The organism is Actinophytocola sp., from assembly GCF_049647105.1.
In the GTDB taxonomy this organism is placed as follows: Bacteria; Actinomycetota; Actinomycetes; order Mycobacteriales; family Pseudonocardiaceae; genus Actinophytocola.
Genome location: NZ_JBARWZ010000044.1, coordinates 17,949 through 36,430 on the forward strand (window position 1 = coordinate 17,949; position 18,482 = coordinate 36,430).

The 18,482-nt window shown below is 67.6% G+C and carries 17 protein-coding genes; 3 read left to right on the top strand and 14 right to left on the bottom strand.

Going from position 1 to position 18,482, the window contains the following annotated elements; translation table 11 throughout:
* Nucleotides 1-33 precede the first annotated feature (33 nt).
* Nucleotides 34-1,170 (top strand): SGNH/GDSL hydrolase family protein, encoded by a 1,137-nt coding sequence (locus WBA97_RS06220; RefSeq protein ID WP_424229729.1) that lies wholly within the window; start codon nucleotides 34-36, stop codon nucleotides 1,168-1,170.
* Nucleotides 1,171-1,245: 75 nt separating this feature from the next.
* Here WBA97_RS06220 and WBA97_RS06225 read toward each other — a convergent pair whose 3' ends face one another.
* The 7 genes from WBA97_RS06225 to WBA97_RS06255 all read right to left on the bottom strand — a co-directional run bounded on the left by WBA97_RS06225 (nucleotide 1,246) and on the right by WBA97_RS06255 (nucleotide 10,487).
* Entirely contained in the window at nucleotides 1,246-2,073 is an 828-nt protein-coding gene (locus WBA97_RS06225; protein ID WP_424229730.1) for an SAM-dependent methyltransferase, read from the bottom strand.
* 20 nt (nucleotides 2,074-2,093) lie between these two features.
* Nucleotides 2,094-3,800 carry a S8 family serine peptidase gene (locus WBA97_RS06230; RefSeq protein ID WP_424229731.1) on the bottom strand — a complete coding sequence of 569 codons (1,707 nt, stop codon included), beginning with the start codon at nucleotides 3,798-3,800 and terminating at the stop codon, nucleotides 2,094-2,096.
* A 53-nt stretch (nucleotides 3,801-3,853) separates the two neighbouring features.
* Nucleotides 3,854-4,066 (bottom strand): hypothetical protein, encoded by a 213-nt coding sequence (locus tag WBA97_RS06235; RefSeq protein ID WP_424229732.1) that lies wholly within the window; start codon nucleotides 4,064-4,066, stop codon nucleotides 3,854-3,856.
* 15 nt (nucleotides 4,067-4,081) lie between these two features.
* The gene (locus tag WBA97_RS06240) at nucleotides 4,082-6,460 is read right to left on the bottom strand and encodes a S8 family serine peptidase (RefSeq protein WP_424229733.1); all 2,379 of its coding nucleotides are present in this window, start codon (nucleotides 6,458-6,460) and stop codon (nucleotides 4,082-4,084) included.
* A 77-nt stretch (nucleotides 6,461-6,537) separates the two neighbouring features.
* Complete coding sequence (locus WBA97_RS06245; RefSeq protein WP_424229734.1) at nucleotides 6,538-6,696, bottom strand: hypothetical protein; 159 nt, start codon at nucleotides 6,694-6,696, stop codon at nucleotides 6,538-6,540.
* A gap of 658 nt (nucleotides 6,697-7,354) precedes the next feature.
* Nucleotides 7,355-9,019 carry an AMP-binding protein gene (locus WBA97_RS06250; protein WP_424229735.1) on the bottom strand — a complete coding sequence of 555 codons (1,665 nt, stop codon included), beginning with the start codon at nucleotides 9,017-9,019 and terminating at the stop codon, nucleotides 7,355-7,357.
* A gap of 241 nt (nucleotides 9,020-9,260) precedes the next feature.
* A complete protein-coding gene (locus tag WBA97_RS06255) occupies nucleotides 9,261-10,487 on the bottom strand; it encodes a cytochrome P450 (RefSeq protein ID WP_424229736.1) in 1,227 nt (408 codons plus the stop codon).
* A gap of 425 nt (nucleotides 10,488-10,912) precedes the next feature.
* On the opposite strand from WBA97_RS06255, the gene WBA97_RS06260 reads away from it, so the two are divergent.
* Together WBA97_RS06260 and WBA97_RS06265 are read left to right on the top strand one after the other, a co-directional pair.
* Nucleotides 10,913-11,566, top strand: coding sequence for a trypsin-like serine peptidase (locus WBA97_RS06260; RefSeq protein ID WP_424229737.1), 654 nt, complete (start codon nucleotides 10,913-10,915; stop codon nucleotides 11,564-11,566).
* Nucleotides 11,567-11,695: 129 nt separating this feature from the next.
* Nucleotides 11,696-12,019 carry a hypothetical protein gene (locus WBA97_RS06265; RefSeq protein ID WP_424229738.1) on the top strand — a complete coding sequence of 108 codons (324 nt, stop codon included), beginning with the start codon at nucleotides 11,696-11,698 and terminating at the stop codon, nucleotides 12,017-12,019.
* 69 nt (nucleotides 12,020-12,088) lie between these two features.
* On the opposite strand, the gene WBA97_RS06270 is transcribed toward WBA97_RS06265, so the two are convergent.
* The 7 genes from WBA97_RS06270 to WBA97_RS06300 form a co-directional block, all read right to left on the bottom strand.
* The gene (locus WBA97_RS06270) at nucleotides 12,089-12,376 is read right to left on the bottom strand and encodes a hypothetical protein (protein ID WP_424229739.1); all 288 of its coding nucleotides are present in this window, start codon (nucleotides 12,374-12,376) and stop codon (nucleotides 12,089-12,091) included.
* Between the two features lie 151 nt (nucleotides 12,377-12,527).
* A complete protein-coding gene (locus WBA97_RS06275; protein ID WP_424229740.1) occupies nucleotides 12,528-13,205 on the bottom strand; it encodes a DUF2306 domain-containing protein in 678 nt (225 codons plus the stop codon).
* A 104-nt stretch (nucleotides 13,206-13,309) separates the two neighbouring features.
* Entirely contained in the window at nucleotides 13,310-14,428 is a 1,119-nt protein-coding gene (locus WBA97_RS06280; protein ID WP_424229741.1) for a 2-oxo acid dehydrogenase subunit E2, read from the bottom strand.
* Entirely contained in the window at nucleotides 14,421-15,446 is a 1,026-nt protein-coding gene (locus WBA97_RS06285; RefSeq protein WP_424229742.1) for an alpha-ketoacid dehydrogenase subunit beta, read from the bottom strand. Before WBA97_RS06285 ends, WBA97_RS06280 begins: the two co-directional genes overlap by 8 nt.
* Nucleotides 15,443-16,369 carry a thiamine pyrophosphate-dependent dehydrogenase E1 component subunit alpha gene (locus tag WBA97_RS06290; RefSeq protein ID WP_424229743.1) on the bottom strand — a complete coding sequence of 309 codons (927 nt, stop codon included), beginning with the start codon at nucleotides 16,367-16,369 and terminating at the stop codon, nucleotides 15,443-15,445. The genes WBA97_RS06285 and WBA97_RS06290 overlap by 4 nt, the downstream gene beginning before the upstream one ends.
* Nucleotides 16,366-16,611 carry an acyl carrier protein gene (locus WBA97_RS06295; protein WP_424229744.1) on the bottom strand — a complete coding sequence of 82 codons (246 nt, stop codon included), beginning with the start codon at nucleotides 16,609-16,611 and terminating at the stop codon, nucleotides 16,366-16,368. The genes WBA97_RS06290 and WBA97_RS06295 overlap by 4 nt, the downstream gene beginning before the upstream one ends.
* Nucleotides 16,604-18,475: an HAD-IIIC family phosphatase gene (locus WBA97_RS06300; protein WP_424229745.1), complete on the bottom strand. Its 1,872-nt coding sequence runs from the start codon at nucleotides 18,473-18,475 to the stop codon at nucleotides 16,604-16,606. Before WBA97_RS06300 ends, WBA97_RS06295 begins: the two co-directional genes overlap by 8 nt.
* Nucleotides 18,476-18,482 lie beyond the last annotated feature (7 nt).

Consider the following 18,482-nt stretch of genomic DNA (forward strand, 5'->3'; position numbering starts at 1 on the left):
ACCGGCCAATTATTCACACAGATTGGATATGTCATGCGCGCGCGCTTCATTTCCGGCACGCTTGCCACCGCGCTACTCGTCGCGGCGACAATCGTCAACGTTCCACCGGCCACCGCCGTCAAGGCTCCGGCGATCATCTCGCTGGGTGACAGCTACATCTCAGGGGAGGCGGGCCGCTGGCGAGGAAACGGCAACTATCCCTACGGCAGCCGGTACGGCACCGACCTCGCGGCGTACAACTGCAACCGCGCCGAGACGTCGTGCTCGTACGACCCCAAGCTGATCTACGGAACCTCGGCAGCGGAGTGCGACCGGTCGATCGGCGCCGAGATAACTCACGTGGAAAAGGTCAGGGTCAATCGTGAAGTGTTCAGGATCACCCCGGTAAACCGCCTCAACATAGCCTGCTCCGGAGCCACGACGACCGACGTCACCAAAAACTCGTTCAAGGGTGAAGCCCCGCAGGTCCAGCAGCTCAGGAATTATGCGTCGAGCCGCGACATCAAACTCGTCGTGCTGTCGATCGGCGGCAACGACATCGGGTTCGGCGACATCATCAAGTCGTGTGTCACGGCTTTCACCTTGTACTACTACTGCAATACCTCCCTGGCCGGTCCGGTGAAGCAGCGGATCACCGCGTTGTATCCGAAGGTCCGGGACACCGTGCGAGCGGTTCAGGACGTGATGCGTAACGCCGGCTACCGCAACGGAAGCTACCGGATGGTCGTCCAGTCCTACCCGGTACCGATGCCTGCCGGTAAGGACAACAGGTACCCGGAAACGTACAAGCAGCGATTCGAGGAGGGTGGGTGTCCGATCTACAACGTGGACGCCGACTGGGCGAGGAACGACGTCCTGCCCGACCTCGCCTCCACGATCAGGAGGGCGGCGGGCGCGACAGCGGCGGAATATCTCGAACTCCGGAACGCGCTCGAGGGACACGAGGTATGCGCCAAGGGCGTCTCCCAGTCGAACAGCGGAGACACACTGGGCCACCCCCATGCCAAGCGCAACAGCGAGTGGATCCGCTGGATAGGCGGACTGGCGCAGGGCTACGTGCAGGAGTCCTTGCACCCCAACGCCTACGGTCAGGAACAGCTCGGCGCCTGCCTCGGCCACATGGCGAGCCGCTCGAAGAACACCTTCGACTGCAGGATCGGCTCCGTGTGATCGACTCAGGGTGATCGTCCCATAATGACGGTGCTCGCTCGCGAAGTCGCGAGCGAGCACCGTCGTTTTGTTACGTCACACCATCGCCGAGTTTCGGCCGGAGCGCTGGAAGTCCAGCCGGTGGCTGTTCGCCGGATCCAGCCGGGGCACCAGCAGCGTGCTCAGGGTCTGCCTGCCGGGATGGTCCAGCTGTTCGAGCGTAAGGGTTTCGATGACCGGGTCCGCCGCGCGCGGGCCGACACCGGAGCCGGTCATGGCGAAGTGCACCTCGTGGCCGGGCGGGTAGAACCGCAGGAGGTGGTCCCGTAGCCGGGTGACGGTCGAACTGGTCTCCATCTTCGAGTTCGCCAGGTCGGGGCCGCCGCGTACGCCGTAGAGCGGTGCCTGCGGCAGCATCAGGTTCGTCCGGGTGTCGGGCTCGATCCCCAGCTTCACGAACGCGGTGGCCTCCCAGATCTCGAAGCCGTAGAACGGTTCGATGTTGAAGTCGGCCCAGATGCCGTCGATCGACGACACCGCGTTGCTGACGTGCACGGTCAGGCCGCGCCGCGGCGCCTCCTCCAGGATCCGGTGCGTCACCAGTGCGCCGACCATCGCGCTGCCGTACGTGGCCAGGGCGACCGGTGGCTCGGCGTCCGCCGCTTCGAGCACGATGTCCAGCCATTCCTGGTAGGTCTCCAGGCGGTTCTTGTCCGGCGCGTAGTGCTGGCACAGGTCTTCCATCTCGGGGAGCCCGAACTCCGGCGCGTGGATCGGCGGAATCCCGAACACCCGCGTGCACCGCTTCAGCACGGCCAGGGTTTCCAGGGTGAAATCGTTGGGCAGCCGCATTCCGTACCCCACGAGATGCACGTCGGCGTCCGGTACGTGCAGTTCCCACGGCACCACCAGGTCGTCGGTCATGTCGTTCCCTTCTCTCTTTCTCAGATCTCCGGCCATGCCCGTGGCTCGCCCACGGTCACTGGGAGCAGGTCGCCGACGTCGATCGTGAAGCGCCAGATCCACGACGCCCGTGAGCCGTCGGCCGGGTCGTGGAATCTCAGCTTGACCTCCTGGCAGTCGCTGCCCATCCGGCAGTACGGGCTCTTGGCGACGGTGATGTCGGCCAGTTTCATGCCTGCCGCGGTCGCGGCGGTGATCGCCTGCGCGGCCTGCAGCGGGTTGGTGGCGGCGAAGTTCAGTGCCCGGTTGCGGGACGCCGTGCCCCGGTTGGCCAGTTCGTAGTACACGGTGTCGAGGAACTGCCGCAGCGCCGTGTGGACCTCGGGATCGTGGTCGGGTCCGAGTGCGTCGTCCACGAGGGACTCGGTCGACCAGCCGTAGATGCCACGCAACACTTCGATGCCGAGCACGGGCAGGTTCTGCCCGGTCTGCAGTCGGCTCATTCCTCCCTCGAGCCTGCCGGGCACGCTGATCCGCTCGATGCGCCGGGCCACCTGCGCGGCCAGCAGCGCGCGGAGCAACTCGTACAGCTTGTCGCCGTAGGATCCATGTGGTTCCAGCGCGTAGATCGGGCCCTGGTCCTGGTTCAGCGTCCAGATCAGGTCCTGGCTCGCGTCCGGCGCCCGGCCCAGATAGGTGATCATGTCGGGCGCTTTGTGCGGATTGAGTGGCGGGTCGAACCTGGCCATCGCCTTGGTGAACTGTTCCAGCCGCTCCTCCGTGCCGAAGTCGTAGTCGAGCGTGCCGAGTGCGAACGCCCGCGACATCACCGCGGGCAGCGCGGAGGCGCCGACGCCCGGCAGGTCGGCCAGCACTCGCCGGGTCGCCGCTGGCACATTCAGCCGGCCGCTCAGACACCGGTCCGGCTCGCCGTGCACCTGGTCCGGCTCACACGGTCGCGCACTGGCCAGCAGTTCCCGGCCCACCAGGCGCGGATCCGGCGGCAGCCCATGCCGGCGGCGCAGGCTCTCCAGCAACGCCGCCACCCCGCTGACGATCGGCGCGGCAACGCTTGTTCCCTTGTGCACCACAGTTCCCCCGCCGACCAACGCCGCGCGGAGGTTGTCGCCGGGCGCCACGATGCCGTGCCCGGCGTAGGCAGGACCCCAGTTGCTGAACCGCATCATCGCGCCGTCCGCGTCATGCGCGCCGACCGCGAGCACCTCCGGCAGGACGGCCGGGATCGACCGGCGTTCGCCGTACTCGTTGCCTGCCGGCGCCACGATCAGCACGCCGTTCTGCGCCGCGCGGCGGATGGCGCGCTTGAGCAGGTCCTCGGTGTCTCCGGAGAGGGTAGGGCTGGCGCCGGCGAAGTGGATGATGTCGGCGCCGGCCTCCACCAGTGTTTCCACCGCCCTGGCCGCGTTGAGCGGATCCAGGGTCGTCGCCTCGTCGCGGAGGATGGGAACGATCACACCGCGACAGCGGGGCGCCAGCCCAGGCGCTGGGCTGTTCGGCTGCCCGAACAGCTGGCTGGCCACGAAGGTCGCATGCTCCCGGTAGGGCTTGATCGGATCGATCCTCGGGAGCCAACGCGGCTCGATCAGGGTGAGTCTGGCCCCGTCGAAGCAGGGGTGGTCCAGATCGGGCACGCTCTCCACCATGCCGATGGTGACGTCGGGGTCACCGAGCGTGTGCCGCCACAGTTCACGAACCCCCGGGATCGCCTCGACCGTGAGCGCCGACACCGGTTCGGTTTCGGCGGGACACGCCCGAGGCGATGCCGTGGTGTCCGACCCGACTACCATCCCGGCCAACAGGACAACCTGATCCGTGCCGCGGACGGAGAGTTGAACCCCTGCGGGTCGTTGTAGTTCGTGTCGGACGACAGGTTGTTCTTCATGTCGTCGAGCTGACGTGAGGTCATGCAGTCGATGTTGGGCAGATAGAACTTGAGCGCGTCCACCAGGTCCGGCCTGTGCACCGGCGGCGCCTGAATCGGCTGGTACATCATCGGTCTCCTCTCACATCACGTCTCGGTCCACTGCCGGACCTCGCCGACGAGCACCGGCATGACGTCACTGACGTCGACGCTGAACCGGTAGACCGTCCTGGCCACGTTGAGGTTGCTCGGATCGAAGAACCGGAGCAGGATGTCCCAGCTGTCCGAGTCCACCCGCATGTACGGGCTCTTCTGTGCGCCGACCGTGTCCAGCGCGAGCTCCTTCACCTGCGCGTTGACCAGGATGCGGACAGCCTGGAAAGCGTTGGTGGCGCCGAAGTTCATGGCCCGGTCCTGCGACATCTGGCCCAGGTTGCGCAGTTCGAAGTAGAGCTTGTTCAGGAAGTCGCGGATCTGCTGCTTCAGCTTGTCCAGTTGCGCGGCAGGCAGTTCGCTCAGCTGTGGCAGCTGATGGGCCTTGTCGAGACTCGTGTTCTCACGCAGGCGGCGGCTGTTCTCCTCGTCGAGCACCACCTGGCACGCCTGGTCGATCAGTTGGTTGATGTTCCAGCCGACCACGCCACGCGTCTCGGTGACGATCACGCCGGGGACGACCTGACCGGAGAACAGTTTGGTGGTCTGGTCGTCCTGCTGGCCGGGCAGAGCAAACCGTTCGTAGTTCGGCACTCCGTCCCCGGACCGGATGGACCTTTCCAGTTTGTCCCGGTACACCGGGCTCTCGTTCAGGATCCGCACGACCTGCTTCTCGAAGCCCTGGGCGACCATCTGCCCAGCGAAGATCCAGACGAACTGCTCGTACACGTCCGCGCCGTAGGGGCCGAACGGGGTGAGCGCGTAGATCGGGGTGAGTTCGAGGTTCATCGTCCAGATCAGCGCCCGTGCCTCGGACGGGCGGTGCACCAGATGGTCCAACATCTGGACCGGGTCGTAGGGGTTGGCGGCCACCGTGATCATCTGCTTGGCGCCAAGGATGGCCGCCTCGGTGATCACGCCGTTGTACAGAGTGCTGCCATCCAGGTCGCCGCTCTCAAGGATGCCCGCACTGATGGTGCCGTCCATGATGGGCACCGTGACCGTGACCGGGGGCTCGCCCTGCACCACGTATTCGTAGACGGCGGTCTCGATCTCGCCTGCGGTGATGTGCCGCTTGTTGTGCCGGTTGACCACCGTCACGTTTCTGAGGTGGGCACTGATCAGCTTCACGTCGCCAGAGTTCTCCACCGGTGCCCCAGCCACGTGCACCTGCGGCATCTGCTGTTTGAACGCGTCCCGGCGGGCCTCGCTGCCGAAGTCGTAGCCGATCGAGCCGATCGCGTAGACCAACTGCTTGGCCGCGTCGGACGCGTTGTCGGACATGGTCACCGCGGGCGCGGGCGCGGCGGGCGCCTGCGCGGGCATCGACGACGCCGCGACGAGTTGCGGCGCGGGCACGGCGGGCACGGGCTCCGGCATGCGCGCTGGCGGTGGTTCGGCGGCGATCTCCGATGCCGACACGCACCCGCAGCCCTGCGCATCGGCTTCTGTACCGCCACAAGCACAGGGCTGCTCGGCGATCCCGGTCGCCCCTGAGATTTCAGTGGACACAGCTTGCACCGCTCTTTCTATGTTGAGTTTCCCGGTCAGATAACGGGCGCACACGGAAGCGTCGTCGTACTCGCAAGGGTCGGCGCTGCGCAGCAACGCGGCGCCGATCGCGAGCGGGTCGGGTTCGCGACCGCGCCGCAGTTCGAGGCTGAGCAGCAGGCCGGCCACCCCGGCCACGATCGGCGCGGCCAGGCTGGTGCCGGATCGGGTGTCGGTCGCACCGCCCGGCACCGCGCCGAGGATGTTCGACCCCGGCGCGAGAATGCCCTGCCGTCGGTACGCCGCGCCCCAGTTGCTCGACTCCATCGGCTGGCCATCGTCGTCGAGGGCGCCGACGGCGAGCACCGAGGGCAGGGCCGCGGGCACGTGGGTGCAGAAGCAACCCTCGTTGCCCGCGGCGGCCACCACGAGAACGTTGTTGTCCCGGCAGTACTCGATCGCCCTGGCCAGGATGTCCTCGGCCTCACCCGACGGGCTCAGCTGGCCACAGCTCACGTTGATCACGTGCGCGCCCGCCGCCACGGCACGCTCGATTCCCCGTGCCAGATCCAGTTGGGACGTCCGGGGATGCCGCCCGGAGAACACCGGCACACTCATTCCCCGGCAGCCAGGGGCGACGCCGAACACCGGCCCGGCGGACTGTCCGAAGATGACGCTCGACACGATGGTGCCGTGGGCCGCGGTCGGGCCGTCGAAGTCGGCAGGCGGCCACGGCCCGGCAAGACGGCTGAAGTTCGCACCGTCGAACGCGGGGTGGTCGTGATCGACCGGGCTGTCCAGTACGGCGATGCAGATGTCGCTGTCCCCGTCGGTCTGCGCCCGCAGCTCGGCGAGTCCGGGAATCGCGGACACATCACACATCGGGGAAGCTCCTTGCTGCTATGGGTTCTGGCGACGAGGTGCCGGCCGGAATGGCCGGCCGGCACCGACTTCGTCGATCAGTCGTCGTCGTCGGATGCGAACGAGATGGTGACCGGTCCCACCGTGATGATCGACTGGTCGACGTCGTTCTCGGTCGTGCTCTGGAGGGTTACGGGCTGACGGGTCACCGGCGGGGCGAGCCGCGGGGCGACCGACTCCATGAGGTTCTCAGTCATTTACTTCTCCCTTCGTCATGGCCCACCATCGAATTGATGGGCGCATTTCGCTGACGTTCTGACAGTAAGGACTCGGCGCCACCGCCAGCAATTACACGAACCGGTCGGCCCCTCGCGACGGGCCGTAGCCGAACCCGGTTGGTTGCCCCTGTTGGTAGGCCGCGGTCGCACCCAACCGTGTGAAAGTGGACAACTCAATTTGCTGCGACGCTGTGGGTGCTGTGACCGGCGCGGCGCCAGGGATTCTTTGCGGGACGGTGACGGTGATCCGAAATAGGGAAAGTCCACCTCGGACCGCGCGGGAACTTTGCTCTTTACAGCGGGACGTGCATGCATTGTGGACAACGCACGGCGGACGCCGGGCCGCGCGCCCAGCTACCTGGCGACGTAAGACAAGTCGGGTGCCCGCGGTCTCTGCCCACGCTGGGGCGGCGGCGGTTTGAACCGCGTGACGCAGGGGGCGCTCCGTGCCGGGAAAATTCGTTCCACGCGTCGACGGCGGACGCGTAGCAGTATTTGTGTCAGGATTCTGTGTGACCGGGCAGGAAGACACCCAGGGCGACGGTCTTTATTTCCGTCGCCAGCCCACGTCGGCGACGGCCAAGTATCCAGCAAGTAATCTCGGGAAGCCCGGGTCAGCGGCGAGCGTGGTACGAGGTCATCTCATTCCGACGGCACTTGGCGCCGACCCGACGTCGAACGACTCGCGGAGCAGGTACTTGCGCAGCTTGCCCGCCGGGTCGCGGGGCAACTCGTCGACGAATTCCAGCCGGGTGGGGTAGTACAGCTCGGTCATCCCGCGCTTGCGCAGAAGATCGTTCAGATCCTCGAGCGTCGGGGACTCGCCACCGGGCACCACGACGGCACAGACCTGGTCGCGCGTACCGTCGCTGCAGGCGATGATCGCCACGTCCTTGACGTCGGGATGTTGCAGCAGTTCCTCTTCGACGTCCCGTACCGGGATCATCACCTCGCAGGTCACGTCGTAGACGCGGTCGGCGACGCGACCTTCGATGCGGATGCCGCCCCGGCCGTCCGTGCGGGCGATGTCGCCGGTGTCGAACCAGTCGCCGTGGCCCGTGCCGGTGGTCGAGATCCGCTCGATGCTGCCTGCGATGGTGCCGACGCACATCGACGCGCCACGCACCTGGAGCGCCCCGGTTGCGCCGTCGCCCTCCGAGGTGGCCACCCGCACCTCGAGAGCGGGCAGCGGCCTGCCGTCGCTGTGTGCCGACCAGTCCTGTGGGTCGTCGGTGCGCACCGCCGTGCCAACGACGTTCTCGGTCATTCCCCACACCGCGCGCAGCGGCACGCCGAAAGTTTCGCGCACCATCGGCACCAGGTCGGGCGGCACCGTGGTGCCGCCGGCCATGATGGTGTGCAGGGACGGCAGGTCACGGGGACGTTCGCGCTGCGCGGCGACGAGCGCGGTGAGGCTGGGCGCGGAGGTCATCAGCCGGGTCGCTTCCGCCTGGACCATCAGATCGAGCAACCGGTCGGGATCGGCGACATCCTGGAACACGCCTGCGCCGCCGGACAGCAGGATCCCGAACACCGACCACAGCGGACACGCGATGTGGGTCACCCGCATCGTGGTCGCCGCCCGGTCCACGTCCGCGGCCCTGACCGCCTCCGCCAGCAACCCGCTGGAGCCGGCGTAGATCGTGTTGCAGGTGTGCAGCACGCCCTTGGGCTCGCCGGTGCTACCCGAGGTGAACAACACCATCGACGGCTGGTCGGGGCCAACCGGCGACAACGAGGAGAGGTCGGGGTCCGGCCGGTTGACGAAGTGCTCGTGGAAGTCCACCGCTCCGGTGTCCCCGGCGTCGCCGTACACGACCCGATGCCGCAACCTCGGCAGCCGCGTCGCCATCTCGGCGAGTGCCCGCGCGTGACCGAAACCGCCCCAGTTGTCCACCGTGACGCAGACTCGCGCACCCGTCCTGCCCAGTGCCCGCTCGATCTCCCGCGCACGCAACTGCGGCACGATCGGCTGTGCGACCGCGCCGACTCGCAGGCACGCCAACAACAACGCCGCCGTTTCCCACCAGTCGGGAAGCTGGAAGGCGACCACGTCACCGGTGCGCACGCCGAAGTCGTCGAGGCCGCCCGCGATGCGCCGGACCAGCTGGTCGAACTCGCGGTAGGTCACCACCCGCACCGCGTCGTCGACGGTTCGCCCGTTGATCATCACCGGCGCATCGGGACGCGTTCGCACCGACTCGGCCAGGTCATCGAGGAAGGTCGTGTCCCGCCACCAACCGTAGCTTCGATAGTGGTGCGCCAGATCGGGGTCAACCGACAGCTGAACCAGGGACGTCACTCCTGCAGCCTCCGCCGAATTCCGAGGTCAACGAGCCGAACCAGCACAGACATCGGCGCCGGCACCCGCCTTAACGAGGACGGAGCGTACCCGACCGACTCCGCCAGTCAATTGTTTCCGGCCACCCCAACCGTCATCGCCGATCTTGCTGCGCCATCTGCGGCCATGACTTGGTACGTCGGCAGGTGAGTACCTCCACCGGATGGCCGCCGTGCCTGAACCGCCCACGGAGTCCGCCACCTCAGCTCACCCCGAAGCGCAGGGGAAGCGATTCCGGGCCGTGGATCCCGACGGGCGGGCGCCAGTTCAAGGGACCGGCGACGACCGGCGGCGCCAGCCTGCTGGTCAGCACGGGAAGGACCTCGGCGATCTCCGCCTTGGCCAGTGCGGCCCCGAGGCAGTGGTGCGGACCGCCGCCGAACTGGAGGGCGGGTGCCTCCCTCGCGACGCTGATGTCGAACGTCGCGCCGTCGCGGAAGACACGCGGGTCGCGCTGCGCGATGTCGGTGCACACCATGAAGAACGTCTCCTTGGCGAAGTGCACGCCCCGGTACTCGAAGTCCGCCGCGGCGAACCGGTACACCGTGCCCGTCGACGGGATCCAGCGCATCACCTCGTCGGTGGCCTGGTCGGCCAGCTCTGGCCGGTCGGCCAGCAACCGCCACTGGCCAGGGTGCGCGGCGAACGCGACCATCGCGTTGTTCAGCTGGTGGCGGGTCGTGTCGTGCGCGGCGAACACCAGCGTGACGATGAGGTTGCGCAGCTCTTCCCCGCTGACCCGACCGTTGTCCTCGCGCTGCGCGGCGATCAACGCGGAGATGAGGTCGTCGGTGGGAGATGCCGACTTGTCCGCGATGAGGGCGTCGACGTACCCGTTGAGCCCGACCAGCGCGTTCTCGACCCGCCGGGGGATGTCGCCGCCGTGCGCGAGACTGAACACGAGCCCGACATCGGCGGTCCACACCCGGAACGTGTCGTAGTCCTTCGCAGGCACGCCGAGCAGCTCGCACATGATCGCGAGCGGCAACGGGTTCCCGAAGTCCTCGCCGAAGTCACAGACGTCGAGCAGCGCGAGGCGATCGGTCAGCTCCTCCGCCCTGGCCCTGATGAACGGGCGCAACCCGTTGATCATGCGCGGCGTGAACGCCTTGTTGACCAGACCACGCAGCCGCCGGTGCTCCTCCCCGTCGTGGTTGACGATCATCGGCACGAACCAGTCGTAGATGGGGCCCGAGACGACGCCACCCATCTCCAGGTACCGCTTGCCGTTGTGGTCGAGGCGCGGGTCCCGCAACAGATCGCGCGACTCGGCGTACCGCAACACGAGTATGCCGAGCGGGCTGTCCGCGTACCAGCTGCGCTCCTGCGCCTCGACCACCTCCGGCGAGTCGAAGCGGAATTCTTGATCGACGATGTCGAGGAACGGAATATCACGTGAGATCGACGTGCCGTCCACCGCAGTTGACATTTGCAGCCTCCGCTCGGAGCGCCCCCACCCCACCATGCCGCACGCCGCCGCGCACCGGAAGACGGTAACGGGCTGTTTCTGCCCGAAATTCGACGATCTTGCTTCGCCGCGGCGTGGCACACGGCTCCACCTCGGTACAGCACAACAGGATCGCCGTATTTCTGACGCGCGGTAGCCGAAAGACCATCAGGTGACGGTCGCCGTAGCTCGTTCGGGTCGTGCCGGTCAACTTACCTTGCCCGCTCATTCAGATTATCGGTAGCTTCACGCAAAGATCCTATTGTGAGTTCCGGAAGAATAGGCAACCCGTGTTGGCCGACTCCGGACGATCATGCCATCATTCTGACGAAAGATATGAGCAAATGACCGCGACGCGTGTTTCAAACTCGAATATTCCGCCACGTAGCGCCGTCGGCTATCTCGCCATGCGCTGGAGCACCGGCGGATGGGCCTACGGCTCCGGCGCGCTGATCGACGACCACCACATCCTCACGTGCTCCCACAACCTCATCGACGCCGTCACCGCTCCACCCCCGCGCGGGGAGGCGACGGAGGTTCGCTTCTACCGTGCGTACAACCAGCAACGTCCTGCCGACCCGCCACCCGGCGGCGCGCAGGTGTCGGTCGGCTACTACAACGTGAACTTCCGCCAGGGGCAGGCCGCCTGGGACGTCGGGGTGTGCCGACTGGCCGAAGCGGTGCACGTCGACCCTCCGTTCGCGTACTTCCAGCCCACCGTGACCGGCGAGGAGATCGTCGGTGAGGACGCGACGCTCACCGGCTATCCCGGCCCCGGCGAAGGCGAGATGTACGAGGACGCCGACGACGAGGTCGCCGGTGTCCACATCGCCACCAACACGCTCATCTACACCCATGACACGTGGAGCGGGAACAGTGGATCCCCGGTGTGGACGTACGACTCCGTGATGGACACGGTCGTGCAACACGGCATCCACGTGTCCCGCCAGCCGCAGGAACTGCGCAGGGCGGTGCTCATCACCCAGCCGGTGCTGAACTGGATCATGAACGCCTGCGCCCAGCCCAACCCGGGCGGCGGCTTCACCCTCGTCGGACTCTGAGAGTCCACAGTAGACGGTTGAGTTGACCTACCGGCACGCTCGTCACGGCTACCACGACTCGCGCTGGACACTCGGCAAACTCTGTCGTAACATCCGCCCGAATCGTTAGCTTCTAACATGGGAGTGCCTGTGAACTCGCGACGTGTCGCGTTGGCTGTCGCCGCGGCTTCGGTTTTCACCGCCACCGTCTTCTCGCCGACGGTGAGCTCTGCTGAACCACAGCCCGCCCCATCGAGCAAGCCCGTGATGGTCGCGGGCATGATGGCACACGTCAATTCCGACGTGGAGTACACGTGGCTCTACGACAGCGCCTACGGTGACGCGCACGGGGAGACGAAGCTGTTCCGATGCTTCAACTTCCTGTACGACTACACGTCCAACGGCCGCTACCACGCCTATGCCCTGAACGGCTTCATCTCGATGGACAGGGCCGGTTCGGGCTGGTGCGACTAGTTACCAGGCTTTGACCGACAGCATGACAGCCCGGCCACTTCGGCCGGGCTGTCATGTGTCTTCAGGGAATCAGTCGCTGCACCAGCCGGAACCGGCCTTGTCGGTGGAGATCCAGCCACCCAGCTCGTAGGCGTGGTAGCGGCCGTTGACGATCTGGTCGTAGTAGAAGTCCTTGCAGGGCCCGTAGAACCTGTCGTTGACCGTCTCCTCGCCGTAGTAGTACCGGTAGAGATAGGTTCTGGCGACATCGGTGTTCACGTGCGCCTTCAGCCCAGCCGCCGGGGCGACCACGCTGGCGTGCGGGGCAGCGGCAGGGGCAGTCTCGGCCGCGCCCACCACCGGTTGGGTGAGAGTCACAGCGAGAAGCGGAATGGCGACGAGGGCCGACGTCACGAGTCGTAAACGCACACAGTCTCCCAATGTTGAACTCTAACAATCAGCGGGAACTGTAGGGTAGCAATTGACGGGTGTCCAGAGGCGCCACGGTCCCTGCCCGAGACCGGAGCGGTCACCCCCCGGTGTTCGCCGGAGCGGACCCCACCGCGAGGGCGGGCGACTCTGCTCCCGGGGCCACCTTGGCCTTGGGCGACCGTCTCGCGACACCGACGATCGTCCGGCCCGCGGTTCTCTCCAGCCACCAGTGCGCGATCAGGAGATTACCGGTCCAGCCACCCCAGCGGGCCGACTCCACGGCCGTGGGGATGTCCACACCGATCTCGACGAGCAGGTTGGCGATGACGAAGACCCACACACCATAGCCCCACATGATCGCGAAGCTGTAGACCATCCAGCGGCGATGCGCGGCGTAGCGTCGCTGCCGCGCCGCCATCCAGCCGAAGATGGCCGCGATCGACCACAGGGAGGCGGCGAAGAGGACGGCGACACGGCCGGGGCCCGGCGTCACCGGATACATGGCAAGCGCCAGTACGGCAGCCGGCAGCGCGCCGACGAAGATGTAGAGTCTTCCGCTGATCCGGTGCACAGCCGGATACTTCCGGCGCAGCCAGGGCAGGAACTGCAGGACGGCGGTCAGCAGCGCGACCGAGCCGCTGATCACGTGACCCGAGAGGAACGCGAAGTGCAGTGCGTGTTCCGGCGGGATCCGCGAGTTGGCCGGATCAAGGGTGAGGTAAGGCGGGAGTTTGTAGACGACGTAGCCAATCGCGGCCACCGCGAAGATGATCATGGCCTCGCGGTGCCACCGTCTTTTCGTCACACCTCGCGTTGGCCTGTCCCCGGCCGGGCGGCCGGAGTCGGGAACTGGCGAGTCCAGCTTGTCGACGTGCTGTGTCATGATGGTTGCGCTCTCTGTTCCGTAGGGATGGCAGGCCCGTTCTCCAACTCCTCCTTGATGGCTTGGAGGAACGCGACGGCTTCGCGCCCGTTGACCACGCGGTGGTCGTAGACGATCGAGATGTTGACGACACGATGGCTGGTGACCTCGCCTGTCTCGTCGAGCGCCAGCTCATGGGTCACACCGGCCAGGCACACCACACAGGTCTGTCCTGGGTAGACGATCGGCGCGGCCAGCACCACGTCCTGGTCGGTGTGCAGGGACACCATGATGTTCGCGCCCGCGAGGTCCTTCGACTCGAACCCGCCGGCCAGCGCGCGTTCCCGGAACTCCATGAGGGTGTTCGCGACCCGGTCCGTGGCAAGGTCGTCGGCGGACCGGATGACCGGCACGAACAGCCCCGTGCCGACATCCACGGTGACGCCGACATGCGCGGCGTCGGCGAGCCGGATCGAGCGGTCGTCCACTCTGGCCGCGAAGAACGACGGGAACCGCGCACGCAGCCCGGCGACCGCGGCCACCAGCAACTCGGGAAGGCCGATCAGGCTGCCGGTCTGCCTGCCGAATTGCCGTGCCCGCCGCAGGGCCGAGTCGACGTGCACCTTCATCACGGCAAGCGCGGCAGGCACGTCGCGGTGTGACTCGGTGACCACGGCGGCCACCGCCCGCTGGGCCCTCGTCAGCGTGACGGCGTCCTCAGGAGTCACCAGCCCTTCGACGTCGGCCTGCTTGACAACCTTCTTTCCCAGTTCCCGCAGGCGCTCCAGCGGCACGCCGAGCCGCTGCGCCGCCTCCCGCGCCGAGTTGGTGACCACCACCTGTTCCCGCTGCTGGTCCACCACCTCGGTCCGCTGTGTGGCAAGGAAGTCCTGCCGCTGCTGGTCGGAGGCGAACACCCGCGCGATGACGTCCCCGTAGGTGCACTCGGCCAGCGCCGGGACGGCACGGTGCAGCACGCCGTCGCGCTCCACCTCCAGGTCGGTGGCGGCCTTCGACGTCTCGATGACCGCCACCGCGTCGCCTGCGCGGACCTCCGCGCCGTCCTCGGCGAGCCACTCGACGAGGGTGTAGGAGTCGTCGTTGTTGTTCAGCTTGGGAACGACCAGTTCAGTCACCGGTAACCACCTTCCTCACGGCCCGGTGGATGTCGTCGGCCTGGACGAGAACGTGACGTTCCAGGTGCGCGGCAGTGGGCACGACGCGGTCGGCGGAATGTATGAGCCGTACCGGTTTCGCCAGGCTGTCCCACAGTTCGGCGTGCACCTGGTGTGCGACCTGGGCACCCCAGGTGCCGCCCTCGGTGCTCTCCTCGGCGACACAGACCAGGCGTGTACGCGCCAGCACGGGCAACAGTGGACCGAGGTCGAACGGGTACAGCCTGGACGGCACGAGCACGAGGCAGGTGATCTCGTCCTCGAGCAGCAGCGAGCGGGCGGCGGCCACCACGCGCTGCGTCAGTCCGCCCGGCGCGATGAGCACGCAGTCGAACTCGTCCTGGTCATCGACGTACACCCTGGCCGTGCCGTCGTCGGTCAGGTCGTAGCGGAACAGGTCATCGACCACGCCATCGCGGTACATCCGTTGCGTGTAAAGGATCTTGTCCTCGAACAGCACCGAGGGCTCGCCGGTGGCCAGCGCCTGGCCGAGCACGGCGCCGTTGTCCCGGAACGGAGAGACCTCGAACAGCGACAGGTGCGGGATACCGACGAAGTGCTTCTGCAGGCTCTGGCTGTGTGTCGGCCCGTAGCTGCGGCCGCCGCCGGTTGGGCACCGCACCAGCAGCCGCATCGGCACGGTGGTGCCGTACATGGACACCGACTTGGTGGCGAAGTTGAGGATCTGGTCGAACGCCAGCGCGACGAAGTCGCTGAACATGATCTCGACGATCGCGGTGTCGCCCGCGAGCGCGAGACCGCCTGCCACGCCGACGATGCCGCCCTCGCTCAGCGGTGTGCTCAGCACGCGGTCCGGGTAGCGGGTCGACAGACCCCTGGTCACCTTGAACGCGCCGCCGTAGGGATCGTCGACGTCCTCACCGAGCAGGTACGCGGTCGCGTCGCGGGCGAACAACTCGTGCAGGGCCGTGTTCAGGTTCTCGGCCACCCGCTCGGTACGGGACAGGACGGCGGTCACTCGGCCTCCCAGGTGGACAGCGGACGCGCGAGCACGTCCTCGGTGATCGTCGCGATACGGGCGCGCTGCAGTGCGTCCATCGCGTGGAACCGCTCACCGAGTGCCTCGGCATAGCGGGGGTACCAGTCGTTGCGCCGGGCCAGTGCGATGTCCTCGGCCGACCGGGTGTCGTCGCCCTTGCTGTGCGGGCCCAGCCGGTAGGTCTCGAACTCCACCACCAGCGGCCAGCCGTGGTCACGCACCCCGCGCACCAACGGCGCCAACTCGGCCCGCAGCGCTTCGACGTCCTGTGTGGCGGTCCGGTGGTGCGCGACGTCGAAGGCCAGCGCACGGTCGGCGATCGTGCCCGCCATCTGCGTCGAGGTCGGCGTGGACTGTGCGATGCCGTTGTGTTCGACGAGGACCAGCAGCGGCACCCGCCACAGCCGGGCCATGTTCAGCGCCTCGTACACCGCGCCCTCGCCCCACGTGCCGTCCCCGATGTGCACCGCGGCGAGCGCGCCGGGCTCGGTGCGCCGCAGGTGCAGCGCGACACCGACGGCGACCGGCATGCTCTGCCCCTGCACGCCGGTGGACAGGTAACGGTCGCGCAGGATGTGCTGGCTGCCGCCCACCCCGGAGCACACCGCGCCCTGCCTGCCCATGATCTCGGCGAGCAGTCCCTCCGGGTCGTCGAAGCGGGCGAGGTAGTGCCCGTGGCCACGGTGGTTGCTGAACACGTGGTCGCGATCGGTCAGTACCGTACGCAGCGCGACCGGGATGTTCTCCTGCCCGAGGCACGTGTGCGTGGTGCCGTTGAGCTCGCCCCGGTCGAACAGCTCCAGCAGGGTCCGCTCGAAGTGGCGGATCATCAGCAGCCGCGCCAGGTCCGGGTTGGACAGCGACAGCTCCCCCGCCTGTGGCGCCTCGGTCGTGACCGTCACCCGTGCCTCACCATCTTGGCCGACACCGCGGCCACCAGACCGCCGACGTCCCTGATCGCGAAGTAGCGCTGGAGGTCCAGCCGGATGCCGAACTGCTCCTCGATGCCTGCGAGCAGCCGGAGCGCGGCGAAACTGCTCCAGTTGGCCAGCAGGTCGAACTGCGCGTCCTCGGTGATCTGGTCGGCGGGCACGTCGGTGACCTGCCCGACCAGACCCGCCACCCCGGCGAAGATCTCAGGCATTGACCGGCACCTCCTCAACGTCAAGCTCCGTCCACTCGGGACGGATCCGCGGTCGCGGCACGAGCGGTAGCACGTACCGGATCTCCTTCTCGCCAGTCCGGTGCGCCTGGAACCCGACCTCCGGGTAGAACGCGGCGGCGGGCTTGTTCCGTTCGGTGGCACGGAAGTCGGCTTCCAGCAGGAGCGCACCGTCCCGCGCGGCGAGGTCCGCGAGGTGCGCGACGACGGTGTGCTCCACGCCTCGGGAGAACACCCGGCAGCTCATCACGAGGTTCTCGATCAGCCAGCTCTCCTCGTACCTGGTCACCCAGACCCCGCCCACGATGCCCTCACGGCCGAACCGGTCGGCCACCTCGAACACCAGGACCAGGTGGTCCGGTGACGCGGTCATCTCCCTCGTGCGTGCCTCGGGGTGGGCAGTGCCGATCATGTTGAACTGGTTGGTGCGCCCGCCGAGCTGCACCAGTCGTGGCAGGGTGAACTCGTCGACGGCGCGCACGGTGACCCGGACGTCCAGACTGGCCAGGTAGTCGCGGACGGAGCTGAACTCCTGCGCGGACCGCACGCGCTCGGCCCGCGCCTGGTACAGGGCGGTGCGCTCCCGGTCGGTGGCCGTCGTGGTGAGCACGTCGAAGTGACCGCCGCCGAGGATGGCGCCGACGTGGTCGGCCGGGTCGCCGTCCAGGTGCACCACCGTCACCTCGGGCACGGACTCGCGGACCAGCTCGCACTCGAACTCGCTGTCGTCGGCGAACACGAAGCTGTCCAGCCCGAGGTTGAGCTGCCGCGCCAGCTGTCGCAGGTTGTGGTCCTTTGGTTGCCAGTTGACCGCCTGCGCGGCGATGTCGGCAGGCCGGATCGCCAGGCCGGGATGCTCGGTGAGCACCCTGTCCACCAGCTCGGCCTCGTTCTTGCTGCACAACGCGAGCAGGACGCCCTGCTTGCGCAGCGCCACCGCGCGCCGTTGCAGTTCGGTGTAACAGTTGCCGGGATAGAGTTCGCCGACCTGGATGCCCGCCGGGCCGTCGTCACCGACCACGCCGCCCCACAACGTGTTGTCCAGGTCGAGCACGAGGGTCTTCTTGGCCATGCCGAGCACCGCTCGGCAGAAGTTCGCCGCCTGGTCGGCATACTCGTGCTCCACGACCGATGACCACGCGGCACCGGCGAACCGGTACAGCCGTTCGTCGCGCACCGCCCCGGACGTGTGCACGAGCAGCGCTTCGAGGTCCAGCGTGTGCACCGCGGCGTTGCGCTGCGTCATGCCGAGCAGGTCACTGTTGAGGTCACGCCAGATCCGGCCGAGCGCGGCCCGCCCGTCGAACGCCACCACGCCGCGGTACTCGGCGGGCGACAACGGGACGGTGTGCACCAGGACGGTGCCGCCGCCGCGGTTGACGAACGACGTGACCGCGCCCTCCACCATCTCCCGCCGGCCGTGCAGGGCGTTGGCAAGCCCGTCGAGGTCGGTGGGGTCCCACCCCGTCGGCAACAGCCACGAGTCGTGCATCAGGCACAGCGTCACCTGGGGGGCGAACCGCGCGACCGGCGACTCCTGGTCGGTCAGGTCGGTCAGGAGCTGGTCGAAGCCGGAGACGTGGAGCTGTGGCGCGATCCCCCTCCGCAGCAGGGCGACGCGCAGCAGCGGTGCGACCCCGGACGCGGTGAACGTCCCGGTGATCGCCACGCGCAGCGGGCGCAGGGCACCGAGCCGGTCGGCGGGGACGGCGGCCAGCAGCCTGCCAGCCTCGATCAGCACGGGGAGGTCCCGCACCCGCGCGAGGTCCGCGAGCAGCGCCGGGTCCGCCTTCGCGGCCGGTGCCGCCGCCGCACGGATGCGGGTCAACAAGTCCTGCACTTCCATTCCGTTC